The 24,895-nt window shown below is 45.8% G+C and carries 25 protein-coding genes; 7 read left to right on the top strand and 18 right to left on the bottom strand.

The window, feature by feature from the left end; translation table 11 throughout:
• The first annotated feature begins 31 nt into the window (after positions 1-31).
• Both Q4Q54_RS04665 and Q4Q54_RS04660 read left to right on the top strand, forming a co-directional pair.
• Positions 32-658, top strand: coding sequence for a LysE family translocator (locus Q4Q54_RS04665; RefSeq protein ID WP_259514118.1), 627 nt, complete (start codon positions 32-34; stop codon positions 656-658).
• A gap of 184 nt (positions 659-842) precedes the next feature.
• Positions 843-2,600, top strand: coding sequence for a SulP family inorganic anion transporter (locus Q4Q54_RS04660; protein WP_311987831.1), 1,758 nt, complete (start codon positions 843-845; stop codon positions 2,598-2,600).
• 225 nt (positions 2,601-2,825) lie between these two features.
• Here Q4Q54_RS04660 and Q4Q54_RS04655 read toward each other — a convergent pair whose 3' ends face one another.
• Positions 2,826-3,023, bottom strand: coding sequence for a hypothetical protein (locus tag Q4Q54_RS04655; protein WP_006081839.1), 198 nt, complete (start codon positions 3,021-3,023; stop codon positions 2,826-2,828).
• Between the two features lie 196 nt (positions 3,024-3,219).
• Positions 3,220-3,876 (bottom strand): glutathione S-transferase, encoded by a 657-nt coding sequence (locus tag Q4Q54_RS04650; protein ID WP_311987830.1) that lies wholly within the window; start codon positions 3,874-3,876, stop codon positions 3,220-3,222.
• 375 nt (positions 3,877-4,251) lie between these two features.
• Here Q4Q54_RS04650 and Q4Q54_RS04645 point away from each other — a divergent pair, with 375 nt between their 5' ends.
• Both Q4Q54_RS04645 and Q4Q54_RS04640 read left to right on the top strand, forming a co-directional pair.
• Complete coding sequence (locus tag Q4Q54_RS04645) at positions 4,252-5,256, top strand: rhodanese-related sulfurtransferase (RefSeq protein ID WP_011846937.1); 1,005 nt, start codon at positions 4,252-4,254, stop codon at positions 5,254-5,256.
• Positions 5,257-5,592: 336 nt separating this feature from the next.
• Positions 5,593-6,066 carry a hypothetical protein gene (locus Q4Q54_RS04640; RefSeq protein WP_006081836.1) on the top strand — a complete coding sequence of 158 codons (474 nt, stop codon included), beginning with the start codon at positions 5,593-5,595 and terminating at the stop codon, positions 6,064-6,066.
• Positions 6,067-6,230: 164 nt separating this feature from the next.
• Here the strand turns inward: Q4Q54_RS04640 and Q4Q54_RS04635 are convergent, their stop codons facing one another.
• From Q4Q54_RS04635 to Q4Q54_RS04585, 11 genes are all read right to left on the bottom strand, one after another.
• Positions 6,231-6,473: a DUF2897 family protein gene (locus tag Q4Q54_RS04635; RefSeq protein ID WP_012587540.1), complete on the bottom strand. Its 243-nt coding sequence runs from the start codon at positions 6,471-6,473 to the stop codon at positions 6,231-6,233.
• Between the two features lie 47 nt (positions 6,474-6,520).
• Positions 6,521-7,258 carry an 8-amino-3,8-dideoxy-manno-octulosonate cytidylyltransferase KdsB gene (gene kdsB, locus Q4Q54_RS04630; RefSeq protein WP_006081834.1) on the bottom strand — a complete coding sequence of 246 codons (738 nt, stop codon included), beginning with the start codon at positions 7,256-7,258 and terminating at the stop codon, positions 6,521-6,523.
• 97 nt (positions 7,259-7,355) lie between these two features.
• A complete protein-coding gene (kdnB, locus tag Q4Q54_RS04625) occupies positions 7,356-8,426 on the bottom strand; it encodes a 3-deoxy-alpha-D-manno-octulosonate 8-oxidase KdnB (RefSeq protein ID WP_311987829.1) in 1,071 nt (356 codons plus the stop codon).
• 20 nt (positions 8,427-8,446) lie between these two features.
• Positions 8,447-9,637 carry an 8-amino-3,8-dideoxy-alpha-D-manno-octulosonate transaminase KdnA gene (gene kdnA / locus Q4Q54_RS04620; protein ID WP_311987828.1) on the bottom strand — a complete coding sequence of 397 codons (1,191 nt, stop codon included), beginning with the start codon at positions 9,635-9,637 and terminating at the stop codon, positions 8,447-8,449.
• Positions 9,638-9,830: 193 nt separating this feature from the next.
• Positions 9,831-10,448: a carbonate dehydratase gene (gene can / locus Q4Q54_RS04615; RefSeq protein ID WP_028760064.1), complete on the bottom strand. Its 618-nt coding sequence runs from the start codon at positions 10,446-10,448 to the stop codon at positions 9,831-9,833.
• Between the two features lie 298 nt (positions 10,449-10,746).
• Positions 10,747-11,184: a phosphate ABC transporter substrate-binding protein gene (locus tag Q4Q54_RS04610; protein WP_311899266.1), complete on the bottom strand. Its 438-nt coding sequence runs from the start codon at positions 11,182-11,184 to the stop codon at positions 10,747-10,749.
• A gap of 10 nt (positions 11,185-11,194) precedes the next feature.
• A complete protein-coding gene (locus tag Q4Q54_RS04605; protein WP_311987827.1) occupies positions 11,195-12,373 on the bottom strand; it encodes a porin in 1,179 nt (392 codons plus the stop codon).
• Positions 12,374-12,693: 320 nt separating this feature from the next.
• On the bottom strand, positions 12,694-13,524 hold the full coding sequence (locus Q4Q54_RS04600) for an alpha/beta fold hydrolase (protein WP_311987826.1): 831 nt from the start codon (positions 13,522-13,524) through the stop codon (positions 12,694-12,696).
• A gap of 111 nt (positions 13,525-13,635) precedes the next feature.
• Positions 13,636-14,349: a M15 family metallopeptidase gene (locus Q4Q54_RS04595; RefSeq protein WP_311987825.1), complete on the bottom strand. Its 714-nt coding sequence runs from the start codon at positions 14,347-14,349 to the stop codon at positions 13,636-13,638.
• The gene (gene dapE / locus Q4Q54_RS04590; RefSeq protein WP_311987847.1) at positions 14,343-15,482 is read right to left on the bottom strand and encodes a succinyl-diaminopimelate desuccinylase; all 1,140 of its coding nucleotides are present in this window, start codon (positions 15,480-15,482) and stop codon (positions 14,343-14,345) included. Before dapE ends, Q4Q54_RS04595 begins: the two co-directional genes overlap by 7 nt.
• The gene (locus Q4Q54_RS04585) at positions 15,482-15,826 is read right to left on the bottom strand and encodes an ArsC family reductase (protein WP_006086822.1); all 345 of its coding nucleotides are present in this window, start codon (positions 15,824-15,826) and stop codon (positions 15,482-15,484) included. Before Q4Q54_RS04585 ends, dapE begins: the two co-directional genes overlap by 1 nt.
• A 292-nt stretch (positions 15,827-16,118) precedes the next feature.
• Here Q4Q54_RS04585 and Q4Q54_RS04580 point away from each other — a divergent pair, with 292 nt between their 5' ends.
• Positions 16,119-16,289 carry a hypothetical protein gene (locus Q4Q54_RS04580; protein WP_006086821.1) on the top strand — a complete coding sequence of 57 codons (171 nt, stop codon included), beginning with the start codon at positions 16,119-16,121 and terminating at the stop codon, positions 16,287-16,289.
• An 888-nt stretch (positions 16,290-17,177) separates the two neighbouring features.
• Complete coding sequence (locus tag Q4Q54_RS04575) at positions 17,178-18,569, top strand: MFS transporter (RefSeq protein ID WP_311987824.1); 1,392 nt, start codon at positions 17,178-17,180, stop codon at positions 18,567-18,569.
• Between the two features lie 220 nt (positions 18,570-18,789).
• Here Q4Q54_RS04575 and crr read toward each other — a convergent pair whose 3' ends face one another.
• The 5 genes from crr to Q4Q54_RS04550 all read right to left on the bottom strand — a co-directional run bounded on the left by crr (position 18,790) and on the right by Q4Q54_RS04550 (position 23,800).
• Positions 18,790-19,299 carry a PTS glucose transporter subunit IIA gene (gene crr / locus Q4Q54_RS04570; RefSeq protein ID WP_106650635.1) on the bottom strand — a complete coding sequence of 170 codons (510 nt, stop codon included), beginning with the start codon at positions 19,297-19,299 and terminating at the stop codon, positions 18,790-18,792.
• A 71-nt stretch (positions 19,300-19,370) separates the two neighbouring features.
• Positions 19,371-21,074, bottom strand: a complete 1,704-nt coding sequence (gene ptsP / locus Q4Q54_RS04565) for a phosphoenolpyruvate--protein phosphotransferase (protein ID WP_311987823.1) — start codon at positions 21,072-21,074, stop codon at positions 19,371-19,373.
• A 203-nt stretch (positions 21,075-21,277) separates the two neighbouring features.
• A complete protein-coding gene (locus Q4Q54_RS04560; protein WP_006081819.1) occupies positions 21,278-21,535 on the bottom strand; it encodes an HPr family phosphocarrier protein in 258 nt (85 codons plus the stop codon).
• A 28-nt stretch (positions 21,536-21,563) separates the two neighbouring features.
• On the bottom strand, positions 21,564-21,959 hold the full coding sequence (locus Q4Q54_RS04555; RefSeq protein WP_011846923.1) for an ACT domain-containing protein: 396 nt from the start codon (positions 21,957-21,959) through the stop codon (positions 21,564-21,566).
• A gap of 206 nt (positions 21,960-22,165) precedes the next feature.
• Entirely contained in the window at positions 22,166-23,800 is a 1,635-nt protein-coding gene (locus Q4Q54_RS04550) for a methyl-accepting chemotaxis protein (protein ID WP_311987822.1), read from the bottom strand.
• A gap of 357 nt (positions 23,801-24,157) precedes the next feature.
• Here Q4Q54_RS04550 and Q4Q54_RS04545 point away from each other — a divergent pair, with 357 nt between their 5' ends.
• Complete coding sequence (locus tag Q4Q54_RS04545) at positions 24,158-24,886, top strand: DUF3334 family protein (protein WP_011846921.1); 729 nt, start codon at positions 24,158-24,160, stop codon at positions 24,884-24,886.
• Positions 24,887-24,895 lie beyond the last annotated feature (9 nt).

Raw genomic sequence — 24,895 nt, 5'->3', positions numbered from 1 at the left:
AATAAATGTATGCATACAATTTAAGGTGAATATGAATACCGCACTACTCTACGATCCACAATTATGGACTTTGATGGCCTCGACTGCGCTGTTTTGCGCCACTATGTCAATGACGCCCGGACCAAACAATGTGCTATTGGCCAGTTCCGGTGCGCATTTTGGTGTGATGCGCACTGTGCCGCACATTGCAGGGATCCGCTTGGGTTCGACTTCTTTACACCTTGCGGTGTTATTTGGGCTTGGAACCTTGTTTGAAGCATTACCGGTATTGCACCAAGTATTGAAATATTTCGCTTTGGCGTATTTGCTGTATCTGGCATACAAATTAGTGACGTCGCCAGTGCAGAGCACGCATCTAGATGACGGCCGAAAACCTATGACCCTGATTGAGGCCGCCTTGTTTCAATGGATTAACCCTAAGTCTTGGATGTCAACAATTACCCTGTGCAGCGCATTCACATTAGGCGGCGATGGCTTTTGGCTCAGCGCCTTTCTTGGGGTATTAACCTTTAACGTAGTGGGATTTCCGGCGTCATTTACTTGGGTGTTTGTCGGTGCGGCGATCAGTAAGAAACTCAATACGGATAGACGTAAGCGTCATTTTAATTGGTTTATGGGCAGTTTACTTTTAGTGTCACTGCCAATGATATTGCGCTAACTTAGTGTTTATTCAGCGCCTAACTCCATAAATATTCTGAGGAAAATACTCGCGTAATGATTGGCTTTATGCCATAACCAACATACTATTGCTGGCTTTTAGGTAATGACCTTTTCGCTGAATATTTTCAGTCTCGGTTATACTGATTAGTGCTTATCTTGATGGTGTGTATGGAGGTTGCCGAGTGAAGTTCCCTAGTTTGATTTCGTTTATGCCGGGATTGGCGCAATTATTACAATATGAAAAGCAATGGCTTAGGGATGATGTGCGCGCAGGCTTGTCCGTTGCCGCTGTGGCACTACCCGTCGCCATTGCCTATGCCCAGCTCACAGGCGTCAATGCTGCTGTGGGTTTGTACTCCTGCGTTTTGCCTATGCTGGTATACGCGCTATTTGGCACCTCAAAGCAATTAATCGTGGGTCCAGATGCGGCGACCTGCGCCGTTATCGCCGCCGTTGTTACACCCCTCGCTGCGGGCGATAGCATGAAGCACTGGCAGTTAGTCATGACAATGACAGCCATGACAGGCTTTTGGTGCTTGATTGCGAGCCGTTTTAAGCTGGGTGTGCTCGCTGACTTTCTGTCAAAGCCGATTTTGATGGGATTGCTGAACGGGGTCGCGATCACCATTATCGTCGGACAATTTTCGAAGATTTTTGGTTTTACCTTCGACGAGCGCTATTTAATCGAACGCCTCAGCGGCGCCCCTTCTTATTTATCAAAAACCCATTGGCCGACCTTGACTATGGGGATTGTGACGCTGGCGACCTATGCCTTAGTGAAACGGTTTCGTCCCCAATGGCCCGCATCTATGTGCGCGATGGCGATGGCGGCGCTCCTTGTTTGGGTATTTAACCTGACGAGCTTTGACATTAGCGTTGTCGGAGAGGTGACCTCTGGTTTACCTTCATTTCAAGCACCTGCTTTTGATTTGGGGATTGCCCGTGAGTTGGTGGTGCCAGCGCTCAACTTAGCCATGGTGAGCTTTGTTAGCATGATGCTGACGGCCCGAAGTTTTGCGGCAAAAAATGGTTACGATATAGATGCAGATAAAGAATTCAGGGCATTAGGTTTAGCCAATATCGCATCTGCCATCTCCCAAGGGTTTGCCGTGAGCGGCGCCGATTCCCGCACTGCGGTGAACGACGCCAATGGCGGTAAGAGTCAGTTAGTGTCCATCATAGCGGCGGTATTGATTGGCGTTGTCGCGCTGTTTTTTACTGCGCCGTTGAAGTACATCCCTAGCGCAGCATTAGGGGTGGTATTGGTGATTGCCTCTATTTCGCTTATCGATCTTAAGTCGCTGTGGAATCTGCGTGTGCGCGATAAATCAGCTTTCTTGCTTGCGTGTATTACCTTGTTCTCCGTGCTGTTTATTGGGGTGATTCCTGGGATCACTTTGGCCGTGTTACTGGGGTTATTCCAGTTCCTTGCGACGGTAATGCGCCCCACGGATCAAGTGCTTGGCTTAGATCATAAGGGCGTTATCCGCAGCGTCGATGATTCGGGTAAAGCTAAATCTGTTCCTGGCGTGTTTATGTATCGCTTTAATTCGCCGTTAACTTACTTTAATGCAACGTATTTTAAGCGCCGTTTACTGGAAAAGTTTATTCGGGAATCTGAGCCGGTCGATTGCATCATTATTGATGCCGTGCCTTGTTTTACCCATTTAGATTTAAGTGTGATGGCCATGTTGGCAGATTTACATCAATTGCTTAAAAAGCGTGGAGTACGCTTAGTGCTTGCGGGGCGTAAACGACAGATGCTGAGTTGGTTCGAGCAAGCGGGTATGCAGACAGGGGAAGGCGGCATTCTGATCCGGCCAGATTTGTATCTCGCCCTTAAAATGAATCAAAGCTATAAACAAGCCTTGGCTGAAGGGCAAGCGCCTGTGATCCAAAAAGTCCCCGATGATGCTGTGTTGTTGCATAGCCATTTATAGCGAATGATTTGAATTTTAAGGTTGTGTAAAAGAGGGGTCATTAAAATAGCGCAGCCTAAGCTTGCGCTATTTTTTTGCGTGTTTCAGTACTTGTTTAAGTGCTTGTAAGTATTTGTTTAAATGCTTGTTTGTGTGCTTTGACTCGTATTGAAATGAGTCTTTTAATTAGGCGGGTCAATGATGCCGTAGCAAGTGTTATCGCCCAATGTGATGGTGTTTGACGGCTTAGTCTTTGAGAATTCTATCGAGGGGAATAAAACCGTGATAACCGTAATATCCCATTGGGCCGAGGATCAAACTGAGTAGGCACCATAACCATTTTTTGTTGGTGCTGAGATCCACTTTACTCTTGAAGGCTCGAAGGGCGAAAAGAAAATGCAGTAGCATCAGGCCCCCAAGCATAATAATGATATTGATATCCATATGTTCCAACTGCCTTATCCTTGTGTTCTTTCATTCACGCCTTTGAAAGACATTAAGCGCGGTTACATTTATCTTGAGAAGCTTGCCTAGTGATCTGTAGCTAAATTAGCGACCTCACTAACTGTCAAATACCTTACTCGAATATTTTACCGATGGCTATAACATAAAATAAAAATAATCTTTAAATCTTATTGGCTTACATGTCTCCTAACAAGCAAGTTGGAGAATGGCTAGCGTCCCAGATCACATATTTTTCCATCGCACGAATAAATATTTCACTCGAAATGAGGTTTTCTAGCCAAGCGGCGAGTCGCGGAAAATCATCGCTCAGTGCACGTTTAAGATCCACTGCGGCAAATTGGCGTATAAAAGGCACGATGGCGTAGTCCGCAAGACGAGGTGTATCGGCGACTAAAAAGGAGTGTTGCCCTAAGCATGCTTCAAGTTGCGTGAGGAAATGGCTCGCTTGCTGGTAATAGTCGGCTTGCGTTTGCTCAGGGTATCGGTCGGCATATTTATAGCGGTCGAGCCATGGCTTAAATTGTTGATCATTTTGCGTGATAAGTTGCGCCATTTTATCTTCAATTACAGGGCTTTGTTGACATAGCAGATCTAAGGGATCCGCTTGCGTGAGTGCCCAGCGCATGATCTCAAGACTTTCGGCAATCACTTCGCCATTGGCTAGCACTAATACCGGCACTGTCCCTTTGGGTGAAGCGGCAAGCATTTGCGCTGGTTTAGCTTTAAGGGTGATTTCGCGGACTTCAACATTGCATTGGGCGAGTAAGAGTCCCAAACGTGCTCGTATGGCATAGGGGCAACGACGAAAAGTGTATAAGACGGCTAGAGCCATTAAGATTTCCTCTACTGTGCGGCGCTAATGCGACGTAAGCTGGTGCGATGTACGCAGATGTCGGCTTGTGTCCTCTACATGTATATGCTTATTGACGACGCGAGTGTGCCAGTACGAATGCCGCGTGCCAATCAGGCAGTGTGCAAAAGGCGCAGATGGTAACGCTTTCATATTGAAATTTCTGCTTAATTTGCCAGCAGTAAATGATTTTTCTTACCTCTGTGAGTAAAGAATTAAAGACCCTGCATTTTATCTGTGTTTATCTTGCTGTGACTCAGGTAAAATTCCGCGCTATTTTGGGATCTGTAGCCAGTCTACAGATGATTGATTTGTTTATGCACTGGAAATTAAGTTCCAGCCAGCAAAGAGGGTGTTATGACTAAAGTTGTCGTGTGTGCGTTATATAAATTCGTGTCTTTACCGCATTTTGAATCTATCCGAGCGCCACTGCTCGCCATGATGGAACAGGCCGAGATCAAAGGCACTCTGCTCCTCGCAAGCGAAGGGATTAATGGCACAGTTGCCGGCACCCAAGAAGCGATTGAAGCATTATTGGTTTGGCTTAATAGCCAAAACGGCCTAGACAATATTGTTCACAAATTGTCATTCGACGATGAAATGCCGTTCTACCGCACTAAAGTCAAACTGAAAAACGAAATCGTCACTATGGGCGTTGAAGGCATTGATCCACTTAAAGTGGTCGGCACCTATGTTAAGCCTCAAGATTGGAATGCGCTGATTTCTGATCCTGACGTGATTTTAGTCGACACCCGTAATGACTATGAAGTGCAAATCGGCACTTTTAAAAATGCCGTTAACCCTGTGACTGAAACCTTCAGAGAATTCCCTGAATATGTGAAGCAGAATCTTGATCCTGCTAAACATAAAAAGGTTGCCATGTTCTGTACTGGTGGTATTCGCTGTGAGAAATCAACCGCGTATTTGAAAGAGCAAGGCTTTGACGAGGTGTATCATCTCGAAGGTGGCATTCTTAAATACCTTGAAGAAGTCAAAGCAGAAGAAAGTCTGTGGGAAGGCGAGTGCTTCGTGTTCGATAACCGCGTCGCGGTTAACCATGACTTGAAGAAAGGCCAATACGATCAATGTAATGCTTGCCGCATGCCAATCACTGAAGTTGAAAAACAGAGCCCTGCCTATGTGCAAGGTGTCAGTTGTCCACATTGTATCGATAAAATTTCTGACGAGCAGCGTAAACGTTTTGTTGAGCGTGAGCGCCAAGTGAATCTGGCAAAAGCCCGTAACGAAGCGCATATCGGTAGCGATGTGAATCAAGTGATTGAAGCGCGCCGCGAGAAAAAAGAAGCGCAGCGTCGACTCGCCGCCGAGAAAAATAACGCGAAAAAATCGCAAGTGCTTTAACTTTATATTTCATTGGATTAGCTGCGAGTTAGTCATGAGTTTGCACTGAGTTCGTTTCTCGTTCAGGCAGCTCATACATTGCTCTCGATTTGAATATGGTTGCACTATGGCCCGACTCGTTCGGGCCATTTTTTTATGCCGATTTTAGTTTTAGTGTGAATGTGCATTAACCCATTATTTAACTCATTATTTATCATAGCGCTATGCCGAAAATCTTAAATTTATGATAACTTTCAGTCGCTAGTATTAAAAAACGCGAGTATTACTAGTATTGAAAAATGAAGTCGAGTGCCATTAAACGACAGGGAGCGATTCAGTGCAAGGTAGGCAAAGCGCATGAGCATTTGGAAAGAGCTGTACGATATTTTCGATAAGGAACGCAGTCGCTGGCAGCAATCAAGCGCCAGTAAGCAGGCGATTGCCTTTGAGTTAAAAGCCAATTTGGGTTTTTTGGCCGATGCGTTAAGCAGCGGTTTATCGCAAAGCGCGATCGCCAGCGGTTTAGAATGCAGTATTTTTGAGGCAAAACTGAAAGAGGGCGCCGCACTCACTGCGTTAAATCGCCGTAAAGTGACCCTGAAGTTTATTGGCGAATTTGCCGAGTTTGCTAAGTATGTCGGTAAAGAGAACGACGCTTTAGTCGAGAATGCTTATTCTAAAATCAAATCACTGCAGAAATTAGTCGCGGCCGAGCCCAATAAAAGCCACGATCTGAGGATTAAATCCCTGTTTCGCTTCTTAGTCTTTTTAGTGGCGCACCTTGAGGAGCAGCCATTAAGTCGCACATCAGCGAAAAAAGCTGAAGGTTGATGCGTGGACGAGCTTGTGATTAATACGATTGGTATAAGAGACAAAAAAGGCGCTTATGGCGCCTTTTCTATGTTTGCGAACATCATTGCTCAGCTTTTTAGCGCAGTCTATAAGAGGCGAGTTCACGAGTCATCTTCAGATTACTCTTAAAGCCACCGTTGAGTTTAGCCCTTAGGTGGCTCATCTGTTTTATTGGCTTCTGAGTCCGCAGAACTTGGCTTGTTTGAAGCATCATCAGCGTCATTCTCAGCTGCCGAAGGCTCGGCAGTAGGCTTTATCCGCTTATCTTTACCATGTTGGCCGAACTGCGGCAGTTTGAACTTAGCACTGTACTTCAACGCGGCAAGATTGCTGGCGATGACACCGACGATCAAAATAATAATGATCCAGACTTCTAAGGTCGACATACTCAGCTCCTGTTTCGAATAGACTCGCACGCAAGACTCACGAGCGATTAATCAACCGCTAAACGTTGCTCACATTTACGAATGTCTTCTGGCGTATCAACTTCAATAGAATCAAAGGCGCTAATGGCGATTTTGATTTTATGGCCGTACTCTAATGCACGTAATTGCTCGAGTTTTTCCAGATCTTCTAGACGACCTAATGGCAGGGCGGCGAAGGCTTGGACGAATTTGCGGGTATAAGCATACACACCTAAGTGCTTATAAACGGGGTAATCTTGGGTGTCGCGGCCAAAAGGAATACGCGAACGAGAGAAATACAAGGCATAGTTGTTGTTATCGAACACCATCTTCACATGCATAGGATCGTCAAGCTCGGCTTTATTCACGATTTCAAAGCCTAAGGTGGCCATTTCAAACTCACCTGGGTGACGCTCGAAGAGGCTGATGACTTGCTCGATGGATGTTGGGTCAATAAGGGGTTGATCGCCCTGTAGGTTGATCACTAAGTCGTCATCTTTCAGTCCCAGTTGGTTTATCGCATCATTGATACGATCTGTACCCGATGCCGCTTCTGGGCTGGTCATGACCACTTTGCCGCCAAAACCTTCAACTGCCGCTTTAATGCGATCATCATCGGTAGCGACATAAATATTGGTGAGGCCTTTGGCTAACGACGCGCGTTCATACACGTGTTGGATCATTGGCTTGCCGTTAATCGGGGCTAAGGGTTTGCCCGGGAAGCGGCTTGAACCGTAACGAGCCGGGATTAACAGAGTCACATTCATCAAATTATCCTACTTTTATCAAAGATATACAGTGTAGATATACAATGCATATAGACAAAAGGGCTCACAATTGAGCCCTTTTAACATGTGTTAGAGCTTAGATGCGACGGAACAGGGCAGTCAACATTTCATCTGTGACTTTCTCTTCCCAACCTGCGCCGTAAACGTTAGCCCATAGTGGACCCATACTCTTAGTCACGGCAACCATTTTTGCTATGGTTTCGTCTGGCAGATCTTTACAGATGTTCTTCGGCAGTGTGATGTTGTGTTTCTTCATCATCAAACGGAACTCTGCAACACCTTCTGGATAGAATTCTTCTAACACGTCAAAGGCGATACAGTTGCCGATACCGTGGTGGTAACCCAAGATATAAGACAGACCGTAAGAAACCGCGTGACAGGCACCCACTTGGCTGTAAGCGATACTCATACCGCCCATGAAAGACGCCATCATCAGCTTGTCGTCTTTTTCTACGTGGTCGTCTAAGTACACTTGGCGACATAAATCCATGGCTTTTTCAGCGTAGGATTTAGAGAACTCGTTTAAGAAGGTACCTTGTAACGATTCAACACAGTGGATATAGCAATCCATACCTGTGTAGAACCATTGGTCCGTTTCCACGCCTTCGATTAACTCAGAATCCATGATGATTTGATCGAATACTGTGTAATCTGAGTTCAGACCTAGCTTACGTACTGGACCACATAATACGGCGGTGCGTGACGCTTCTGCACCCGTACCAGAAATCGTTGGGATACCAATGTGGTGTACCGCTGGGTTCTTGATCAAGTCCCAACCTTGGTACATGGCAGAGCCACCTGGGTTTGTCAGCATCAGCGATACCGCTTTAGCCACGTCCATGGTTGAACCGCCACCTAAACCGACGACGCTCACTGGCAGTTTGCTATTGAAAGCTTGAACTTGTTCAGTCAGGGCATCGATTTGAATTGTGCTTGGCTCTTCATCAACGTTAACCCAAATTATCATGTCTTGTGCTTTAGCTGGAATGCGGCCCTCAAGGGCTTTGCCTTGATGCACGTCATCGACTAAAAACACCACGAAGTCGTCGGCGGTTTTACGTTCAGCAGCTAACACTTCATCCAATTGGACGAATGAGCCACGGCCGAAGATCATTTTTTCAACTACTTTAAAATTCTTAAAACTCATTGCAACAAACTCCCGTAGAATTATTGGGCAAATGCTTTCTTGATGTTTTCGATACGCTCGGCGATCTGAGCATCGGTCCAAGACAACTTGATGAGCATAGAAATCGTGCGGCTCATAATGGCATCGGATTTAGGCACAGAAACTTGAGTATAGTCAGGTCTATCGGCGATTAATGTGATTGGTAACGCAGCAGATGCCTTAAGCTCCTGAATGTGTTTCCAGTTTTTCAAATAATGCCAGTTGTTTACATACCAGTAGAAGCAGCCATCGACGCCGTTTTCAGCCAGTTTTTTGCTGATTTCAATAGTACGCGCTTCGGTTGGCAACATAAAGGTTAAGAAGCCTGCTGAGTCGCCTTCTGGATCGGGGATCAGGCGGAAGGTCACTTCTGGGATAGCAGCGGCCATCGCATCTTTAATGGTCTTTTTGTTTTTACGTTGGATATCGATAATGGTATCGAGTTTACGTAATTGCGCTAAACCTAAGGCGGCGTTCATTTCCGAAATTCGGAAGTTCAAGCCAATGATAGGGTGTGACTCAGCGCCGCGGTCTTTACCAATGTGGTCATGGCCGTGATCGGAGAACATGTGCGCGTTGTTGTAGATTTCAGTGTTATTGGTAATCACAGCGCCACCTTCACCACAGGTGATGGTTTTGACTGAATCAAATGAGTAACAACCCACATCACCGATAGTACCTAGGGCTTGGCCCTTGTAGCTGCCACCAATGGCTTGACAAGCATCTTCTAAAATCTTGATGTTATGTTTTGCACAGATGGCTTTAATTTCGTCCATCTTCGCCATAGAACCACACATATGCACTAAGTTGATCGCTTTAGTGCGTGGAGTAATTGCGGCTTCGATACCTTCTGGGGATAAACACAGTGTCTCATCGATTTCGGCAAAAATCGGAATAGCGCCTGCCATAAAAATCGCTTCAACTGAGGCTACAAAGGTAAAAGGTGGCACGATAACTTCATCGCCAGCACCAATGCCTGCAGCCATCATGGCCGTTTGCAGCGCAGCAGTACCGCTTGATAACAGGTGAGCATGCTTCACGTTCATCTTCTCGCAAAGTAGTTGCTCCATATCGCGCGTCTTCCAGCGATCATTACGCATATGGTCGAAGTTGTAACGGAAGGTAAAACCGTTTTCCATAACGTCAGCGACTTCCTGCTTCTCTTCAGGACCAAATAATTCAAAACCGGGCATGGAAGGTATCTCCTTAGAATTTGTGGCGCATAGGTCGCCTGCAATTAACTGGCGGATTATAACTGGCGTAATAGACCCTTGCGATGTTTTATTGCTGAAAATTGTCATGGAAAAAGAAAAACCTGCACAGGGGCAGGTTTTATCTGAGCATTGATGACACTCAGCTAAGGGTTAAAAGCCTATATTCAGGCCGTTAGCGTGGATTAGCTAAACCATGTTCACGGTCAACCGTGACATCTAAATCTGTCAGTAAACCGTTATCAATGCCGTAAATCCAGCCGTGTACCGCCACTTCTTGGCCGCGATCCCAAGCTTCTTGCACTATGGTTGAACTGGTCACATTAGCAACCTGCTCAATCACGTTGAGCTCGCACAGGCGATCAAAACGTTTAGCTTCATCCATCTGTTGTAATTCTTCCTGATAAATACGGTAGATATCACGTAAATGCCCGAGCCAGTTATCGATTAATCCCAAACGTTGCTGACCCATGGCCGCGCGCACACCACCACAGCCGTAGTGACCCACTACCATAATATGCTTCACCTTGAGCACATCAACGGCGTATTGCAACACAGATAAGCAGTTAAGATCGGTATGTATAACCATGTTGGCGATATTACGGTGAACAAAGACTTCACCCGGCATAAGATCAATGATTTGGTTAGAAGGTACGCGACTATCCGAGCAGCCAATCCACAGGTATTCAGGATGTTGCTGTTTCGCTAATTGCTCGAAAAAATCAGGATTCTCTTGGCGTATACGTCCGGCCCAGCGGCGGTTGTTGTCGAATAAAGGTTTGAGTAGTTTCATTTTAACCTATTGTTTTATTGACATATAAAATGTCTTCTCATGCTCTAATTCATGCAAGCAGCACATTTTTAGCAAGAGTATACCAGCAAAATTGGCTCTGCTGGTCTATCCAATTAAGGTTTGAATCGGGATATTGAGGAATCGAGATTATTTTTTATTAATAGTTCTGCAAATGAATTGGTTCCCTCTGGGGATCTAAGCGCCATTTGTTAGCGTGTTTGGGGGTGATATTGCACTAAAACTGAGTGAACGCCTTGTCCGCTAAAAATTAAGGCGGACAAGGATGATGCAGTATGGGTTAGAACTTACTGATCACTTTTACGCTATCGTTCACCTCGCTGACGTCAACAAACCCGATCATATTCGGATTGGCGGCAATCAATGAGAGCATTTCAGCGCTCGAGTCGACGACTTTGGGTGGTTGACCTTGGCCTGAAAAGACCAGTTTTGACCAATAGGCTTTGAGCTGACTCTCAGTTTTATTGAGGATTTGCTTCACGAAGGCATCACGAGCGGGTGAGCCTTCGGGCTGATCGAGCGCAACCACAGTCCCTCCATTGGGGAAAGACTTGAGTTTACCTAAATAGATACGTGAAATATCCGCAGCACTAATTTCGGATGTATTTGAAGGATGTACCACGACGGCAACTTCGGCTTGCACATAGGCACTGCCAAGTAAAAGTGCACTAGCAACTAAGGTTTTCATCATCAACCGAGATCTTATTAATAGTTTCATGTTTAACTCCTTAAAAAACTAAGTCTATTGCCATACTCAGCAACTGTTCATCGGAGGACGGTTTGTCATTGCTGTAGTTGGTGTACTCCAGTTTTAGTGCGGCTGAGGGATGGAAATCCCAGCGTGTTCCTATGATGTAGTAGGCGCTGTCTTCTTGCTGTGCTTCAAGCGCTGCTTTTGTACCGAAAACCAGAGGCGCTAACGCAGCTTGGTTTGCTGGTGGCAGACTATTGTATAGCGGTAACATGCCGTCATAGGCATCGTATTGTGGATCACCTTTGTCAATACCGTAGGTTAAATGAAAAGTGAAATCTTTATAGCGGATCCCGCCGGAAACAAAGGCTGAATCTTGAATATTAAAGCTACTGGGATCGACGTCAATTCGGGTGTATTCAGCCAAGATAAACCATTTACCCGCATCATATTTAACGTTAGCACCTATGAGTAACGCGCTGTCGTTAATGGGTAAAAGATCATCTACCACTTGCTGACTAAATAACCCTGTTTGGGCAATCGCATCGCCTAGGCCCAGCAGAGCAGGTAACTCGTAGGAGAAATCAGTCACTATGCCGATATTCAAGCCGTACTCAAACCCTGAGGTTACAAAGTTGAAGTTCATTATGTGGCCCTCGGCGGAGAAGGGCGCGGGAGGTGTTGATGAACCTATAGGTGCATAGTCAGAAACAGAAGTCGTAATATACTTATAGGTCAAACCGACTTCGGTATCGCCCCATAAATCGGAATATACTAAGCCGACACCTTCGCCTGAATTAAATGGCAGTGAATAAACGCCGCGGGGCGGGGTGATCCAGTGATAGGCATAGCCTACGTCAATATAATCAGAGTATTTATAGAGGTTAAAGCGTTGGCGGCCCGCCATGAGCATAAGTTTGTCGCTGATGTCATAGGAGATATAAGCCCATTCAAATTCGGCACTGTAATCGTTATTGCCTCGGGATAGCACTTGCGCCGTGGCTCTTAAGCCACTGCCCAGATCGGCGGTAAATTGTAAGGCAACTTTTGAATCGTTATTAAAGTTGAGCTCTTTGTCATAGTCATAATAGCTTTTATCGTCACTGAGACTCGAACCCGCGACAATAGAGGCAAATCCATTTATTTGAACATCGGCATAAAGAGACGGCATATAAAGTGTGCTGAGCACGCAGAGGGCAACTGTACTTTTTCTCATGGCAGAATACCTTGTTGAGGGAATACAGTAATAAAGGTAGTTGATAAATGGTAGATTTCACCTTTATGCAACATTTTTTGAGACGTTGACATCAAAATGGTGATTTATACTTGTTAATGCTGATTTAACGGTGGAGTCTTGGAAAACTAGGCGAGCTAACCTGCGGTGCTAAATCAAGTAAAGCCTAATATATTCATGGGTTAAACAGGGGGTGAACGTGGATTTGGTATTGAGGGTATGGGTTAAGCCGAATAGCTGTCTTCAAGATGCGAATGTCCACATCTTGAAGATTTTATTGAGTGACGGTATTTAGCAGCAGATTAGTGATGTTGTGCGAGAAAATCGGCTAAGTGTTGATTAATAAATTCGGCTTGTTCAAGGGTCGAGATATGTCCCGCCGCAGGAATATGCACCAGCTGACTGCCATTGATGGCATCGCTCATTAGGTAGCTTTCTAGCACACTGCGTGCTTTATCCTCAACGCCCGCCATGATAAGGCAAGGCAGCGTTAGCTGCTCGGCATCTTCCATAGTATCGCGACGACCAAAAATCATTCGTCCAAGTTTCACTATCGTGGGGATTTTTTCTGCTGAGATTGTGGCAAGTGAGTGTTCAAAGTCAGTGACCAGTTCAGGTGTGTTTTGCGCGGCATTGTTTGCGAAGAACAAAGGTGAAATCGCACTGATAAGCGCCGCAGGAATCGCCTTAGCGGCGGTAATCATATCCAGCATGCCATCATATTTCGCGCGGGTCACTTCGGGTTCAAAACCAATAAAACTGTTGAGCATCACGAGGGTTTTAACCCTTGTTGGTGCTTTCAGTGCCAATTCTGCGCCCCACATAGCACCAACAGATTGTCCGATAACACTAAAGTCAGTGATATTGAGGGTATCCATTAAGGCCAACATGTGATCGGCAATATCGAGTAGCGTTTTACCATTATCGGGCAGTAAATCTGACTGACCATGACCCCACAGTTCTGGCACGATACAGCGGTAATGGGCACTTAGCGCGGCAATTTGAGGCGCCCACATGGCGCTATCCCACAAATAACTGTGACCAAACAAGAGTACAGGGCCTGTACCGACATCAAGGTAACTTAATTTACGATCGGCAATCATGAGCTGCTGACGGTGTGAAGAAAAATCCATAAAGCCTACTTAATCAAATATATCGTTATGTTAAGCCGTATTCTGGCGCCAATTTGGGCGATAGATCGCTGGGCTTAACCTTTACAAAAATCTGCGGCGAATATCCCACAGCTAAGGCTGAGCGATACGCAGCACGTATTCATCCACTAGATAGTCTAATCGGGCGAGTACCGCATCTTTGAGCAACATATCACTGTTTTCTAAAAGGATTGCCAGTTCGGCACGATCGAACTGTGGCAACAATAATTGCGCAACAGGGAAATAGCTGATGTGCCAAGGCTCAGGACTGACCGCGCTTTGCCCCTGTTGAAACGGGAAATAAAAGCCAAAATCATGGGCATTTTCCACCAGCCAAGCATGCAATTTTGCGCAGGGACCAGTTTGGCCATATTCAGCTTCGATAAGGTGAAGGGCTTTGACATCAATTTGATCCGCATCGAACACATCGAGATCTGTGCCCCAGTGGTGACGTGAAGCACCGGGTAGCGCCGACCAGAGCAAAATCAAGTCGACGATGGCATCGTCACTCAGTCCCTTAATGCTCACCGCCTGCTCATTGGCATCCAATACCGCGCGTTTACCGCTGGCCTTGGCATTCCAAATTGCCAGTTGTCGCTCAAAAGGGCGATGGGCAGAGCAGATGGCGAGTGCTATGCCCGCATCTTTGGCTTTTTGAGCCATCGCATTAAAGGCGATGGCGGTGTTCGCTTCGAGCCAAAAGCTATGATACCCATGGTGATACGCACTTAAATATTCCACCAATTCAGTGGCGTTTAAGCCGTAAAGCCTAGCGGTTTCGGGGCGGATCTCGAGGTGTGTTAGCACAATAGTTGTTCCAAAATCACTTCATAACACAGGGCTAGCTGCTCAAGGTCGTCCACTTTAACGCATTCATTCACTTTATGAATGGTGGCGTTCACTGGGCCAAGCTCTAACACTTTAGCACCCGTTGGCGCGATAAAGCGTCCGTCCGATGTGCCGCCCGTGGTTTGTGGATCTGTCTCATAACCTGTGACTTGGCGAATTGCAATACGGGTCGCGTCAAGCAGTGGGCCATCGCCAGTTAAAAATGGCAGACCATTGAAAATCCAGCTGATATCGTAATCTAGCTCGTGGGCTTTTAATAAAGTTTCAACCCGCTCAATCAAGATTTCGGCGGTTACTTCGGTGGAGTAACGGAAGTTAAACATCACGTCCAGTGCGCCGGGAATCACATTCGATGCGCCGGTACCGCCATTAATATTGGCGATTTGGAAGCTGGTGGGCGGAAAGAACTCATTACCATTATCCCAGTGCATCTGACTCAGCTCGGCTAAGAAAGGCGCGGCTTTGTGGATTGGATTATCAGCAAGATGTGGATAGGCCACGTGGCCTTGAATGCCTTTCACGGTTAAGTTGCCGGTTAAACTGCCGCGGCGACCATTTTTGACCACATCGCCCAGCTTTAGGGTTGATGAGGGTTCGCCGACTAACGCCCAGGTGATCTTCTCGTTGCGCGCTTCTAAGGTATCAATGACTCGCGTCGTGCCATTGATGAAGGGGCCTTCTTCATCGCTGGTGATCAAAAAGGCGATTGAGCCATTATGATCGGGATGTTTAGCCACAAAACGTTCGGCGGCAATCACCATAGCCGCTAATGAGCCTTTCATGTCCGCCGCGCCGCGGCCATATAAGTAGCCATCGATAACGGTGGGCACAAAAGGCGGCGTGTGCCAGCGGCTCACATCACCCGTTGGGACAACATCTGTGTGGCCGGCAAAACAAAAGACCGGCCCTTCATTACCACGGCGAGCCCACATATTAGTGGTGTCTTCAAAAACCATAGGTTCGATATTAAAGCCGATAGCGCTGAGTCTTTCAGCCATTAAGGTTTGGCAGCCTTCATCAAGCGGCGTCACCGAAGGGCGGGCGATCAGCGCTTTTGTCAGTTCCGTTACGGGATAATCATCGGCTGGCATCATAGTGAAAATACTCTTTTATAGGCGGCTTCATCAAAGCCAATCAGCACGTGCTCACCGACGACCAAGACGGGGCGTTTGATCAGTGTCGGTTGCGCCAGCATAAGTTGAATGGCTTTGGCTTGATCGATATCGGTTTTATCTGCGTCACTGAGGGCACGAAAGCTTGTGCTGCGCTTATTGAATACGGTTTCCCAGCCTGAGGCTTTACACCAGAATTCGAGGTCTTCTTGACGTAGGCCGTCATCTCTAAAATCATGGAAATGAACTGGAAGTTGATGATTTTCAATCCATTTACGTGCTTTACGCACTGTATCGCAATTCTTAATACCGTAGAGGGTCAAAATGATGCTCCAGTGTGGATGGACGCTTGGCTGGCAAGCATTGATTTTGCTGGCATTGTGGCATTGTGCGGCGCATGTCACAAGTGGGATGTTTTGCTGAGATAGCGTGAGCATAAAAATGTCAGTGCATCCGCCTTTACATGCCTGCTATTGCGGGGTGTAAGCGTTATCTGAGCATGGGGTAAAGTCTGTTCGTTTGTATTAAAAATAGGCTAAAGGCTTAAGCATCGCTTAAGTTTTCCGCTCTAATGTCTAAGCGTGTAATTGTTGTCATTAGTTGAGGGAAATCATCATGAATATCGCCAATGTGGGTCAATCATCTGCGAGCATGCAGTCATCATCGATACAAGCTCAACAGAAACAAGCCAATATCTCGCCTCAGAAAGTAGAGGAAGTGAATGAGTCATCCCAAGAGCGCGCGAAAGAGGCGGGCAAAGGGGAGTCAGTCGACACTTTTGCTTAAAGCTTTTTATTTGAGTTGGTTGCCTAAGTTCGTGGCTTGAGCTTGATACTCGAGCTTGTTATTCAATTTAGTTGCTCAAGTCAGTTAGTTAAGTTCATGGCCTAAGTTAAATGCTTAAAGTTAGAGGCCATTCAGGTCGGCGGTTGTCATCTCAATTGCCGACTTTTCCTCTTAATTTTACCTCTACTCTATTAGCGTCTCCATTCAGTTTCTTTATTGCCGATATTGTTATGTCCTCGGGTTTTAATGCGATAGAGCCGACGAGTGTTTTAGAGGATTTGATTCAATTTGATAATGACTACCGACCTAAGTGAAATGCGCATCAGCATTTATGTTGTGCTTAAATTTCATGCAGTGTTGAAAGAATGCATTCTGAACAGGGTGCGACATGTCATTTATCCTCACCAAAACAGTCAATGGACATCTACCTAGAATATTATCGGCCTAGAACGTTATGTGTTTTGGCTGCCGAAGAAATGATCTCTACATCGCTTTTCCATTCCGCGTTTACATTATTCACCATCGTTAGGTGCCGCTTTCCTTTTTGCTTTAAGTAATTGTTAAGTATCTTTTTTTAATATTTTTTATCATCATTACTATGACTAATCATGCCTATTGTCTCACCACACTCTCACCTTTATGCACTTTCAGCTCACAAGGTTGTTCACTTTTTAGCGACCTGAGCCTGAGCTAAGGATTTCAACCAAAACCCATAAGTCGAGCTAAGCTCTATGCGTTTAGCATCAGACACTCGGTATTTATATTTAATACGCCACAGATAAAATCGTTAACACTTGTTTAACCAAAACTGTCTGTTATATATTTTTTTCTTATTAAAATCAGATTGATATCTGGCGTTGACTCTAGCGCGACTTTTAAAGGATTAAAATGCACAGCGATGTTTCTTGGCAGCGATTTAAGCAATTTCCGTGCTTGATGTGGATATTTTTGTTTGGGTATTTTATCACCCGTGGCAGTTATTACATGGTATGGCCATTTTTGGCCGTTATTTTATATGAGAAATTCGCGCTAAGTGCCACTGAGGTCGGCATGGTCTTGTCCAGCGCCGCGATTATTTCGGTATTTATGAGCTTTGTTGGTAGCTCATTGTCCGACAGAATAGGTCGTCATAAGCTGATGTACCTGACGGGCATCCTCTATATCATCTCGTTTTCGTTATTGGCTGAAGCCAATTCTGTCGAAGGGTATGTGGTTGTGATGACCCTTTGCTCTATGGCGACTTCATTATGGCGACCGCTGACATCGGCTTTTGGTGACATTATTGCCGATCCTAAGACGCGCGAATTGGCGATGCAGTCGCTGTATTTCATCGTCAACGTGGGCTGCGCCGTTGGCCCTATGCTTGGGGTATGGCTTGGTCTTACGGGCAAGCAGTCCAGTTTCTACCTTACTGCAGTGGCCTTTGCCGTGTTGTTAGCCTTGTTATATTGGGGATTTAACCATCAAACCCGTCAGGATGTTGCTTTGGCGGCTGGCGCCTCATCGAATGATAATTTAAGTGACGCTACGAGTGGCACTGAAAGTGATGGTGCAAGTGACTGTGTAAATGACTGTGTAAATGACATGACAAGTGATGGTGTTAATTGTGGCGTGAATGGCTTATCGAGTGATACTGAGGCGAGCACGAAAAAAGCGGCAGTCGTGAGCCGTAAGCAAATTGTCGCCATTCTATTGCAAGATAAACTGCTGCAATGTTTAATTTTCGCCAATATTCTGTGTATGTTCATTTATGCCCAAATGGACAGTTCGTTGATCCAATATCTCACTCGCGCTGGCGCGCCTGATTTGTTGACGTTAATCTCTGGCATGATTTTCACTAATGCTATGGTGATTATCTCCACTCAATTTTTGCTATTGAAACTCATGGCCCGTTTTTCGCTCGTCAAACGGATTCAAATCGGATTGCTATTACTGATTGGCTCACAGATCTGGCTGGCATTTAATCCGCTGGATCTTTTTTGGGGCTGGATAGGCGCAATTGTGGTGATGAGTGTCGCCGAGACGATTTTGTTTCCTACTATGAATGTGCATATTGACCGCTTAGCCCCTGAGCATCTTCGCGGCGCCTACTTTGGGGCTGCCTCATTCTATGATTTAGGCTTTGCCCTCGCGCCCCTTGGTGGCGGCATAATATTGGATCATTTTGGCGGTCAGTGGCTGTTTTTGACGGGCGCGGCACTCTCGGTATTAGTGATTTATCTGTACAGTATTTTAGATAAATTGCCGCGACCTGATTTTGCCATGTTTAAAGCGGATTAATGTACGAGACTCTATCTCAGCTCGTTGCAGCTAATGTGATGCTTAGCGTGAGAACGGCCGAAATAGATTCTCCTAAGTCTGTGTATCGAGACTGCTACAGCTTGGCGAATGCAAATACCGTTTTAGGCTCGGTTTTCAAAAGCACAAAAGGCTGGCTCATGATGGTGAGTCAGCCTTTTATTATTCAACAAACAACCGATAGACGATGCAATACTTTAAATTAGATCTGCACTGTAAAAATCACATCTTTACCTGCGGTAACACTGCCTTGGGCCTTGTCTAGGTATTTGACGTCTTCCATGTTTGCCAAAACGACAGGGGTGAGTAGGCTGTCGACTTGGTCTTTAAGATAATCAATGTCGAAGGACAAAATTGGATCGCCAACTTTCACTTCTTGGCCTTCTTGGGCTAAACGTTTAAAACCTTTGCCTCTCAGTTCGACTGTGCCGACGCCAAAGTGCACAAATAATTCTAAACCTTGGGGAGACTCAATGCTGAATGCATGATTTGTCTCAAAAATCTTTCCGATGGTGCCGTCAATAGGCGCAAGAATTAATTCGCCTTTGGGGGCGATAGCGATGCCATCACCGACAATTTTTTCTGCAAAAACCACATCGGGGACTTTTTCAATGGCGACAATATCGCCGGAAACGGGGGCATATACCATGATACCGCCAGCTAACTGAGTCTGACCCGATACCAAGCGCCTAATTCGGCTTAAAAATCCCATAATCTAGAGCCTCTTTTGCTTGTTTTTGTCATTGTTTTTGTTCTGTAATGCAGCATAACGAATAAATGTCTCTATTTATAGCTTGTTATACACTGCTGTAGACCTGCAATTCTATCTTGTTGTAATGCAGTGTGCGCAAGCGCCGAAAATTGTTGGATGTTGCCTTGGCAAATGGCAGCTTTGACTTCTAACAGTGAACTTAAGTTAACACTGAGTTCGTCCAGCCCCATGCCGATTAACAGCGGTGCAATTTGTGGTGAACTGGCCAGTTCGCCGCACAGCGACACTTTCACATTGGCCGCTTTTGCTTGGACTATTGTCATGTTAATTAACGCTAAAATGGCAGGCGAAAGGGACGGATAGTCGCGGGTAAGCTGCGGGTTGGTCCTATCGGCTGCCATTGCATATTGGGTTAAATCATTGGTGCCAATGCTGACAAAGTCGAGTCGTGGCAACATAGCATTGAGGTTAAATACCGCTGCGGGGGTTTCGACAACGATACCGTAGCTGAGTTCACCGTAGCCTTTCTCTTCTTCTTCCAGGGCATCTTGGCACTGGGCAATCAGTGCAAACACTTCATCCAATTCTTCGACTTGATTAACCATAGGGAACATCAAGCGGATCGGACCATGGTTTGCGGCGCGCAGAATGGCCCTCAATTGGGTTTTAAATAAGTCGGGGTGTGCCAAAGTGTAGCGAATACCGCGCAGCCCTAAGGCGGGATTGTCTTCAATTTCTTGGCACAGGCAAGGCAGTTCTTTGTCGGCACCGATATCTAAGGTGCGGATGGTAAAGGTCTTACCGCCCAGAGCTTGCAATGCATCGCAATATAAGCTGTATTGGGCTTTCTCATCGGGCAGGGTGCTGACGTTCATCAGCATAAATTCGGTGCGAAATAAACCTATACCATCGGCGCCAACATCGCTGACATGGGTGATGTCGTTGAGATTGCCGACGTTAGCCATAAGCCCCACAATATGGCCATCTTGGGTTTGTGCGGGTCCATCCTTATAGGTTTGCAGCGCCGCCCGTCTTGCCTGTTCGTGGTGGAAAGTGACAGTGAGTCTTGCCTGTTGATCAGGATTAGGATTAACGCAAAGCTCGCCATTGAGCGCATCGAGTACTAAGGGCGTGCCGTTGGGGATCGAATCGGCATCAAACTGACAACTTAAGATGGCTGGAATGCCGGCAGCTCGGGCTAAAATCGCCGTATGACTGGTTAAACCGCCAGTTTTGAGCACAATACCGCAGAGGTTTTCCCTCGGCAGTAAGGCAAATTCGGCGGGGGTTAAATCTTGCGCCAACAAGATGGTGGGCTTATCGAGTTTGTCGAGCCCTTGGTTTAAATGGCCGTTGATCGCGGCGACAACGCGTTGGCCTAAACAGCGTACATCTTGGGCTCGATTAGCTAAATAGGGATCATCTAGGGATTGCAGCTCGTTGGCTTGATGGGCAAATATGCGTTCAACCGCCACACTTGCCGACAGTTGTAAGGTACAAATCGCATCGTTCACTTGCTCGATTAATTCATCGTCTTCCAATAATAATAGGTCGGCTTCGATCAGCTGATAATTTTCGGAGTCGCTATCGAGTGCAGCTTGGCTGTGGGTTAATTGTGCCTGTAGCTCTTGCAAGGCTTTGGCAAACTTGCCCTGTTGTTGGGGAATTTTCGACAGGGGAATAGGGCGATAATCGAGGTGGTGTTCGGTGTGAATAAGGTGAAGTGCCTGACCAAAGGCAATTCCCGATGACACTATAATCCCCGTTATTGACATATCCCTTCCTAAATTAACCACTGAACTGAGTGCCCGTTAGCGCTAGCGAGTCTAGTTGAGTGGCGTTGAGTTTGTAAAGCATTGGCATGTAAACTATTGGCACGAACAGAATCCGTTTCAACTTATCCCTCGTCGGTAAGATCTACATGTAAGCACTTAGATATTAGTGCGCTAATCAGTGCACTAGTAAATAGGATAAAGGCCTAGCTTAGCGTGATCAGCAGCTCGGAGACTTTCTCAACCGCGGCTTGTGCCTGTTCACCTTCGGCAAACACTCTTACCGTGACGCCAGAATATAGCCCTAAAGTTTGTAGCTTAAACAGACTCTTAGCGCTGGCTTGCTTACCATTACATTCGACCATTACATCGCAGTCAAAGGTTTTGGCTTCTTTAACCAGTAAAGCTGCAGGGCGGGTGTGAATCCCATGTTTGGCGGTAATGGTGACAGATTTTTCGTACATAGTGGATGAGCTCATATTTAATGGGGTATTACACTTCGTCTTTCGATTCTATGATGTGGTAGCCCTGTTTTTTCAAGGCGGCGATGGCACTTTTGAGGCGATTATTTTTCACGAGTATGTAGTCGGTATCAAAGGTGGAAATCGCAAAAATACTGATTTGTTCGTCCGCTAAGGTGCCAGACACCTTAGATAAAATGCCTGTCATCGAAAATCCCAGTGGCCCGAGCACTTCAAAACAACACCAGCCCGGTTCTTGCTCTAGGCTGTCGAGTTCCATCTCACTGGAAATGACTAAAGATAAACCTTCTTGGGTTTTACCAATGAAATACATGTCCTGTGCAAAAACCTCACTGGGCAATACGGCATTCGGGCTAAAGCTATGAATAGTGTACTGTTCAGGATGAACGGCTAAGGTCATTCGCATGGCAGTTTCTCGGCTGGATTTTTAAGGCTAAAGCATACCGCATATCAAACGTTAGCGTGACAGAGAATTTGTGGTTAATGGGACTTTTTCGTTGAAATTCATTGTTGGTGAGCTAGCGGTTAACCAGGGTTACCGGAAACATGTGCAACGAAAAGGGCGCTCTATGGCGCCCCTGTCGACAAGTTATACAGCTCATATACTGTTAGTTAGATTTTAAACTGACCCAAGGTGCGGGACATGTCTTGGCTAATGTCTTGCAGTGACTGAGCCGCATGACTGTTGCTCTCGTTGGCTTTGACTGAGACTTCGGTTAATTCCGAAATATTACAAATATTTCGATTAATCTCTTCCGTCACTAGTGATTGCTCTTCAGTGGCACTGGCTAATTGCGTGTTCATGTCACTGATATGGGCGATTAATTGCAGAATCGCTGCCATGGCTTTACCCGCTTCGTGGGCTTGGGCTTGCAGCTCATCGGATTGCAGCTGAGTTTGATTATTGCTCTTCATCACTGAGCCGACACCAGATTGGATCTCGCTAATGATTTTTTGGATCTCATTGGTCGAGTCTTGGGTGCGAGTGGCGAGGGCGCGGACTTCATCGGCAACTACAGCAAAACCGCGGCCATGGGTCCCCGCTCGCGCAGCTTCAATGGCGGCATTAAGGGCGAGCAAGTTTGTCTGCTCTGCAATGCTACGGATCACATCGAGAATGCTACCGATTTGCTGTGAGGCGACGCCCAGTTTTTGGGTAATAACTTCAGAGGCTTTTAATTCTGCCACCAGTTTTTCTGTGTTGCTGACTGTGTTGTCGATCACCACTTGGCTTTGCTGCGCTTGTTCTTTTACGCTGTTCGCCGCATCGGCTGCTTGCTGAGTGTTGCTCGCCATTTCATGGGTGGTTGAGAGCATTTGATTGACTGCTGTGGCGACGCTGCCCGTTTCTCTGTGGATATGCTCAGCACTTTGATTAGACTCTTCAACTGCAATTAAGAGCTGTTTGGCGTCTGTGTCTAATGCTTGGCCTAAAGGCTGTAAATGGCCGACCATGTCGCCAATTTTTTGCGCAAACATGTTAAAGGCGCGAGCAAGGTGGGCAATTTCATCTTTACCTTGGGCATTAATGCGCTGACTTAAGTCGCCTTCGCCTTGGGCAATATCTTCAAGGGCATCAATGGCATCATTCAATGGCGAGGTGATGGAATGATTAAGCACAAGGAAGAAAGCAAAAATCGGCACTGAAATCAAAAACATGATAATCAGGTAATCGATAATAACTGACTTTAAACTCGCTTTAACGTCACTGAGATAAGCACCTGTCATCACTGTCCAGCCCCATTGTGGGTAGTAACGGGCTTCGGCGAGCTTATCTTCGATAGCGCGAGTCATAGGATCGGCTATGGGGTATTCGAGGGTGGTTTTCGATTTAGCCCGCGCCAATGGCAGCATAGTGGCCAATGGATTGGTGCCATTGGGTAATTTGAACGTTAATGCTGAGGTGCCAACAAGACTTGCATTGTCACCGTGGGCGAGGATTTGATTATCATCAATAACAATGAAATAGCCTGAGCCAGAATAGCGAGTCTGATTGATTAACTCAGCGGCAGCTTTCTTGGCGTCTTCTTCGCTGTATTTACCTTTGAGCGCATCCTGACGATGTACATCTATCACGCTTAACATGCTGGCGAGTTGACCGTCTATTTGTAGCCATTTCTGCTCAATTAAATTGCTGTACTGCTCCTTAATCGAAAAACTGGCAAAACACACAGTCCCTATCGCGGCCATAAGAAGCATCATCATTAAGCGTTGCAAGATGGTAAATCGGCGCAAAAACGTGATCATTGGGGTTTCTCAAAGGCTAATAATTGTTGCTTAATATACCTGCGAATCAATCTCAATTGAATCATCTGTGACATAAATTCAGTAAAAGCCGTTATAAAATATAAGTTTCTTTGATCTAAAGCAGGAAATGATGATAGGGAATTTTAATCTGTTGCATTATGGGGCATGTTCTTATTAAGTTAAGCGGTTTTTTAAGTCGTTGCACGTTGCAGGTTTTATCTGACCTATTAAATATCAATAAGTTAGCGTTATGTTAACTTTACGGCCTTGCTAAATTAGGCTAATCAATTGTTTTAATTTTGATTTTTTACGCTTTTACGCGCAAGATTAATGCATTATTCAGTTTGAGAATCGATTATGACCACAAATACTATCGTAACGTCGGATGATATTTTACTGAAGTTATGTCACTCAGTCGCCCACGTACTCTCTAGCACCAGTGCCAGTAATGTTACCCACGCAGGTATGGTACAAAGTATCGCGCGCACGCGTCTAAAACCCGATCTTGGTTGTTTCTCGATTTTTGATGGTGGTTTTTCTGGCCTAGTCGTCATTAACTTTTCATCTTCGGCGGCGATTGAAATCTACCGTCGCTACATGCTGAACATGGGCATGCCTGAATCTGAGTTGGCATTTTCGCATACGTCAGATGAAGTGAGTAACGTGATGGGTGAGTTGATGAACCAAATCTTAGGGGATTTTATTAATAAAATTTCAAAAGAATTGCAAACGTCAATCAGCCAAAGTCAGCCAAAAATGTTGACGATTAATAAAGAGTTAACCATTTCAATCGATGCTAACTTAGATGATGCGGTCGCTCGTAGAGTGTCGTTTAGAACTGAAAACAATCATATTTTCTACCTCGAATTTGCCATGGATAAAACTGAGTTCATTCGTTTAGATGAATTTGTTTACGATGAAGAATTCGACCCCGACAGCCTGTTAGAGCAGCACAGTACGATAGGCAGTAATAAGGACTCAACGTCGAATGTTTCGCCTTGGGTGAAGATGGCCGACAAACCCGCCATTGCGACTCGCGCCATTGATAATGACGCCGATGATTTGCTTGATCAGCTTGGCATTTAAGCAGAAAAT

The sequence above is a fragment of the Shewanella sp. SP2S2-4 genome, assembly GCF_031932025.1.
GTDB lineage: Bacteria > Pseudomonadota > Gammaproteobacteria > Enterobacterales > Shewanellaceae > Shewanella > Shewanella baltica.
The sequence above is the reverse complement of the archived record's forward strand: the minus strand, read 5'-3'. Positions and strand labels throughout refer to the sequence as shown.

What these genes read in the sequence shown, in the direction of transcription:
- Q4Q54_RS04665 (WP_259514118.1), top strand. Translation starts at nt 32, where the DNA reads ATGAATACCGCACTACTCTACGATCCACAATTATGGACTTTGATGGCC.
- Q4Q54_RS04655 (WP_006081839.1), bottom strand. Translation starts at nt 3,023, where the DNA reads ATGGATATCAATATCATTATTATGCTTGGGGGCCTGATGCTACTGCAT.
- Q4Q54_RS04650 (WP_311987830.1), bottom strand. Translation starts at nt 3,876, where the DNA reads ATGGCTCTAGCCGTCTTATACACTTTTCGTCGTTGCCCCTATGCCATA.
- Q4Q54_RS04645 (WP_011846937.1), top strand. Translation starts at nt 4,252, where the DNA reads ATGACTAAAGTTGTCGTGTGTGCGTTATATAAATTCGTGTCTTTACCG.
- Q4Q54_RS04640 (WP_006081836.1), top strand. Translation starts at nt 5,593, where the DNA reads ATGAGCATTTGGAAAGAGCTGTACGATATTTTCGATAAGGAACGCAGT.
- Q4Q54_RS04635 (WP_012587540.1), bottom strand. Translation starts at nt 6,473, where the DNA reads ATGTCGACCTTAGAAGTCTGGATCATTATTATTTTGATCGTCGGTGTC.
- kdsB (WP_006081834.1), bottom strand. Translation starts at nt 7,258, where the DNA reads ATGAATGTGACTCTGTTAATCCCGGCTCGTTACGGTTCAAGCCGCTTC.
- kdnB (WP_311987829.1), bottom strand. Translation starts at nt 8,426, where the DNA reads ATGAGTTTTAAGAATTTTAAAGTAGTTGAAAAAATGATCTTCGGCCGT.
- kdnA (WP_311987828.1), bottom strand. Translation starts at nt 9,637, where the DNA reads ATGCCCGGTTTTGAATTATTTGGTCCTGAAGAGAAGCAGGAAGTCGCT.
- can (WP_028760064.1), bottom strand. Translation starts at nt 10,448, where the DNA reads ATGAAACTACTCAAACCTTTATTCGACAACAACCGCCGCTGGGCCGGA.
- Q4Q54_RS04610 (WP_311899266.1), bottom strand. Translation starts at nt 11,184, where the DNA reads ATGAAACTATTAATAAGATCTCGGTTGATGATGAAAACCTTAGTTGCT.
- Q4Q54_RS04605 (WP_311987827.1), bottom strand. Translation starts at nt 12,373, where the DNA reads ATGAGAAAAAGTACAGTTGCCCTCTGCGTGCTCAGCACACTTTATATG.
- Q4Q54_RS04600 (WP_311987826.1), bottom strand. Translation starts at nt 13,524, where the DNA reads ATGGATTTTTCTTCACACCGTCAGCAGCTCATGATTGCCGATCGTAAA.
- dapE (WP_311987847.1), bottom strand. Translation starts at nt 15,482, where the DNA reads ATGCCAGCCGATGATTATCCCGTAACGGAACTGACAAAAGCGCTGATC.
- Q4Q54_RS04580 (WP_006086821.1), top strand. Translation starts at nt 16,119, where the DNA reads ATGAATATCGCCAATGTGGGTCAATCATCTGCGAGCATGCAGTCATCA.
- Q4Q54_RS04575 (WP_311987824.1), top strand. Translation starts at nt 17,178, where the DNA reads ATGCACAGCGATGTTTCTTGGCAGCGATTTAAGCAATTTCCGTGCTTG.
- crr (WP_106650635.1), bottom strand. Translation starts at nt 19,299, where the DNA reads ATGGGATTTTTAAGCCGAATTAGGCGCTTGGTATCGGGTCAGACTCAG.
- ptsP (WP_311987823.1), bottom strand. Translation starts at nt 21,074, where the DNA reads ATGTCAATAACGGGGATTATAGTGTCATCGGGAATTGCCTTTGGTCAG.
- Q4Q54_RS04560 (WP_006081819.1), bottom strand. Translation starts at nt 21,535, where the DNA reads ATGTACGAAAAATCTGTCACCATTACCGCCAAACATGGGATTCACACC.
- Q4Q54_RS04555 (WP_011846923.1), bottom strand. Translation starts at nt 21,959, where the DNA reads ATGCGAATGACCTTAGCCGTTCATCCTGAACAGTACACTATTCATAGC.
- Q4Q54_RS04550 (WP_311987822.1), bottom strand. Translation starts at nt 23,800, where the DNA reads ATGATCACGTTTTTGCGCCGATTTACCATCTTGCAACGCTTAATGATG.
- Q4Q54_RS04545 (WP_011846921.1), top strand. Translation starts at nt 24,158, where the DNA reads ATGACCACAAATACTATCGTAACGTCGGATGATATTTTACTGAAGTTA.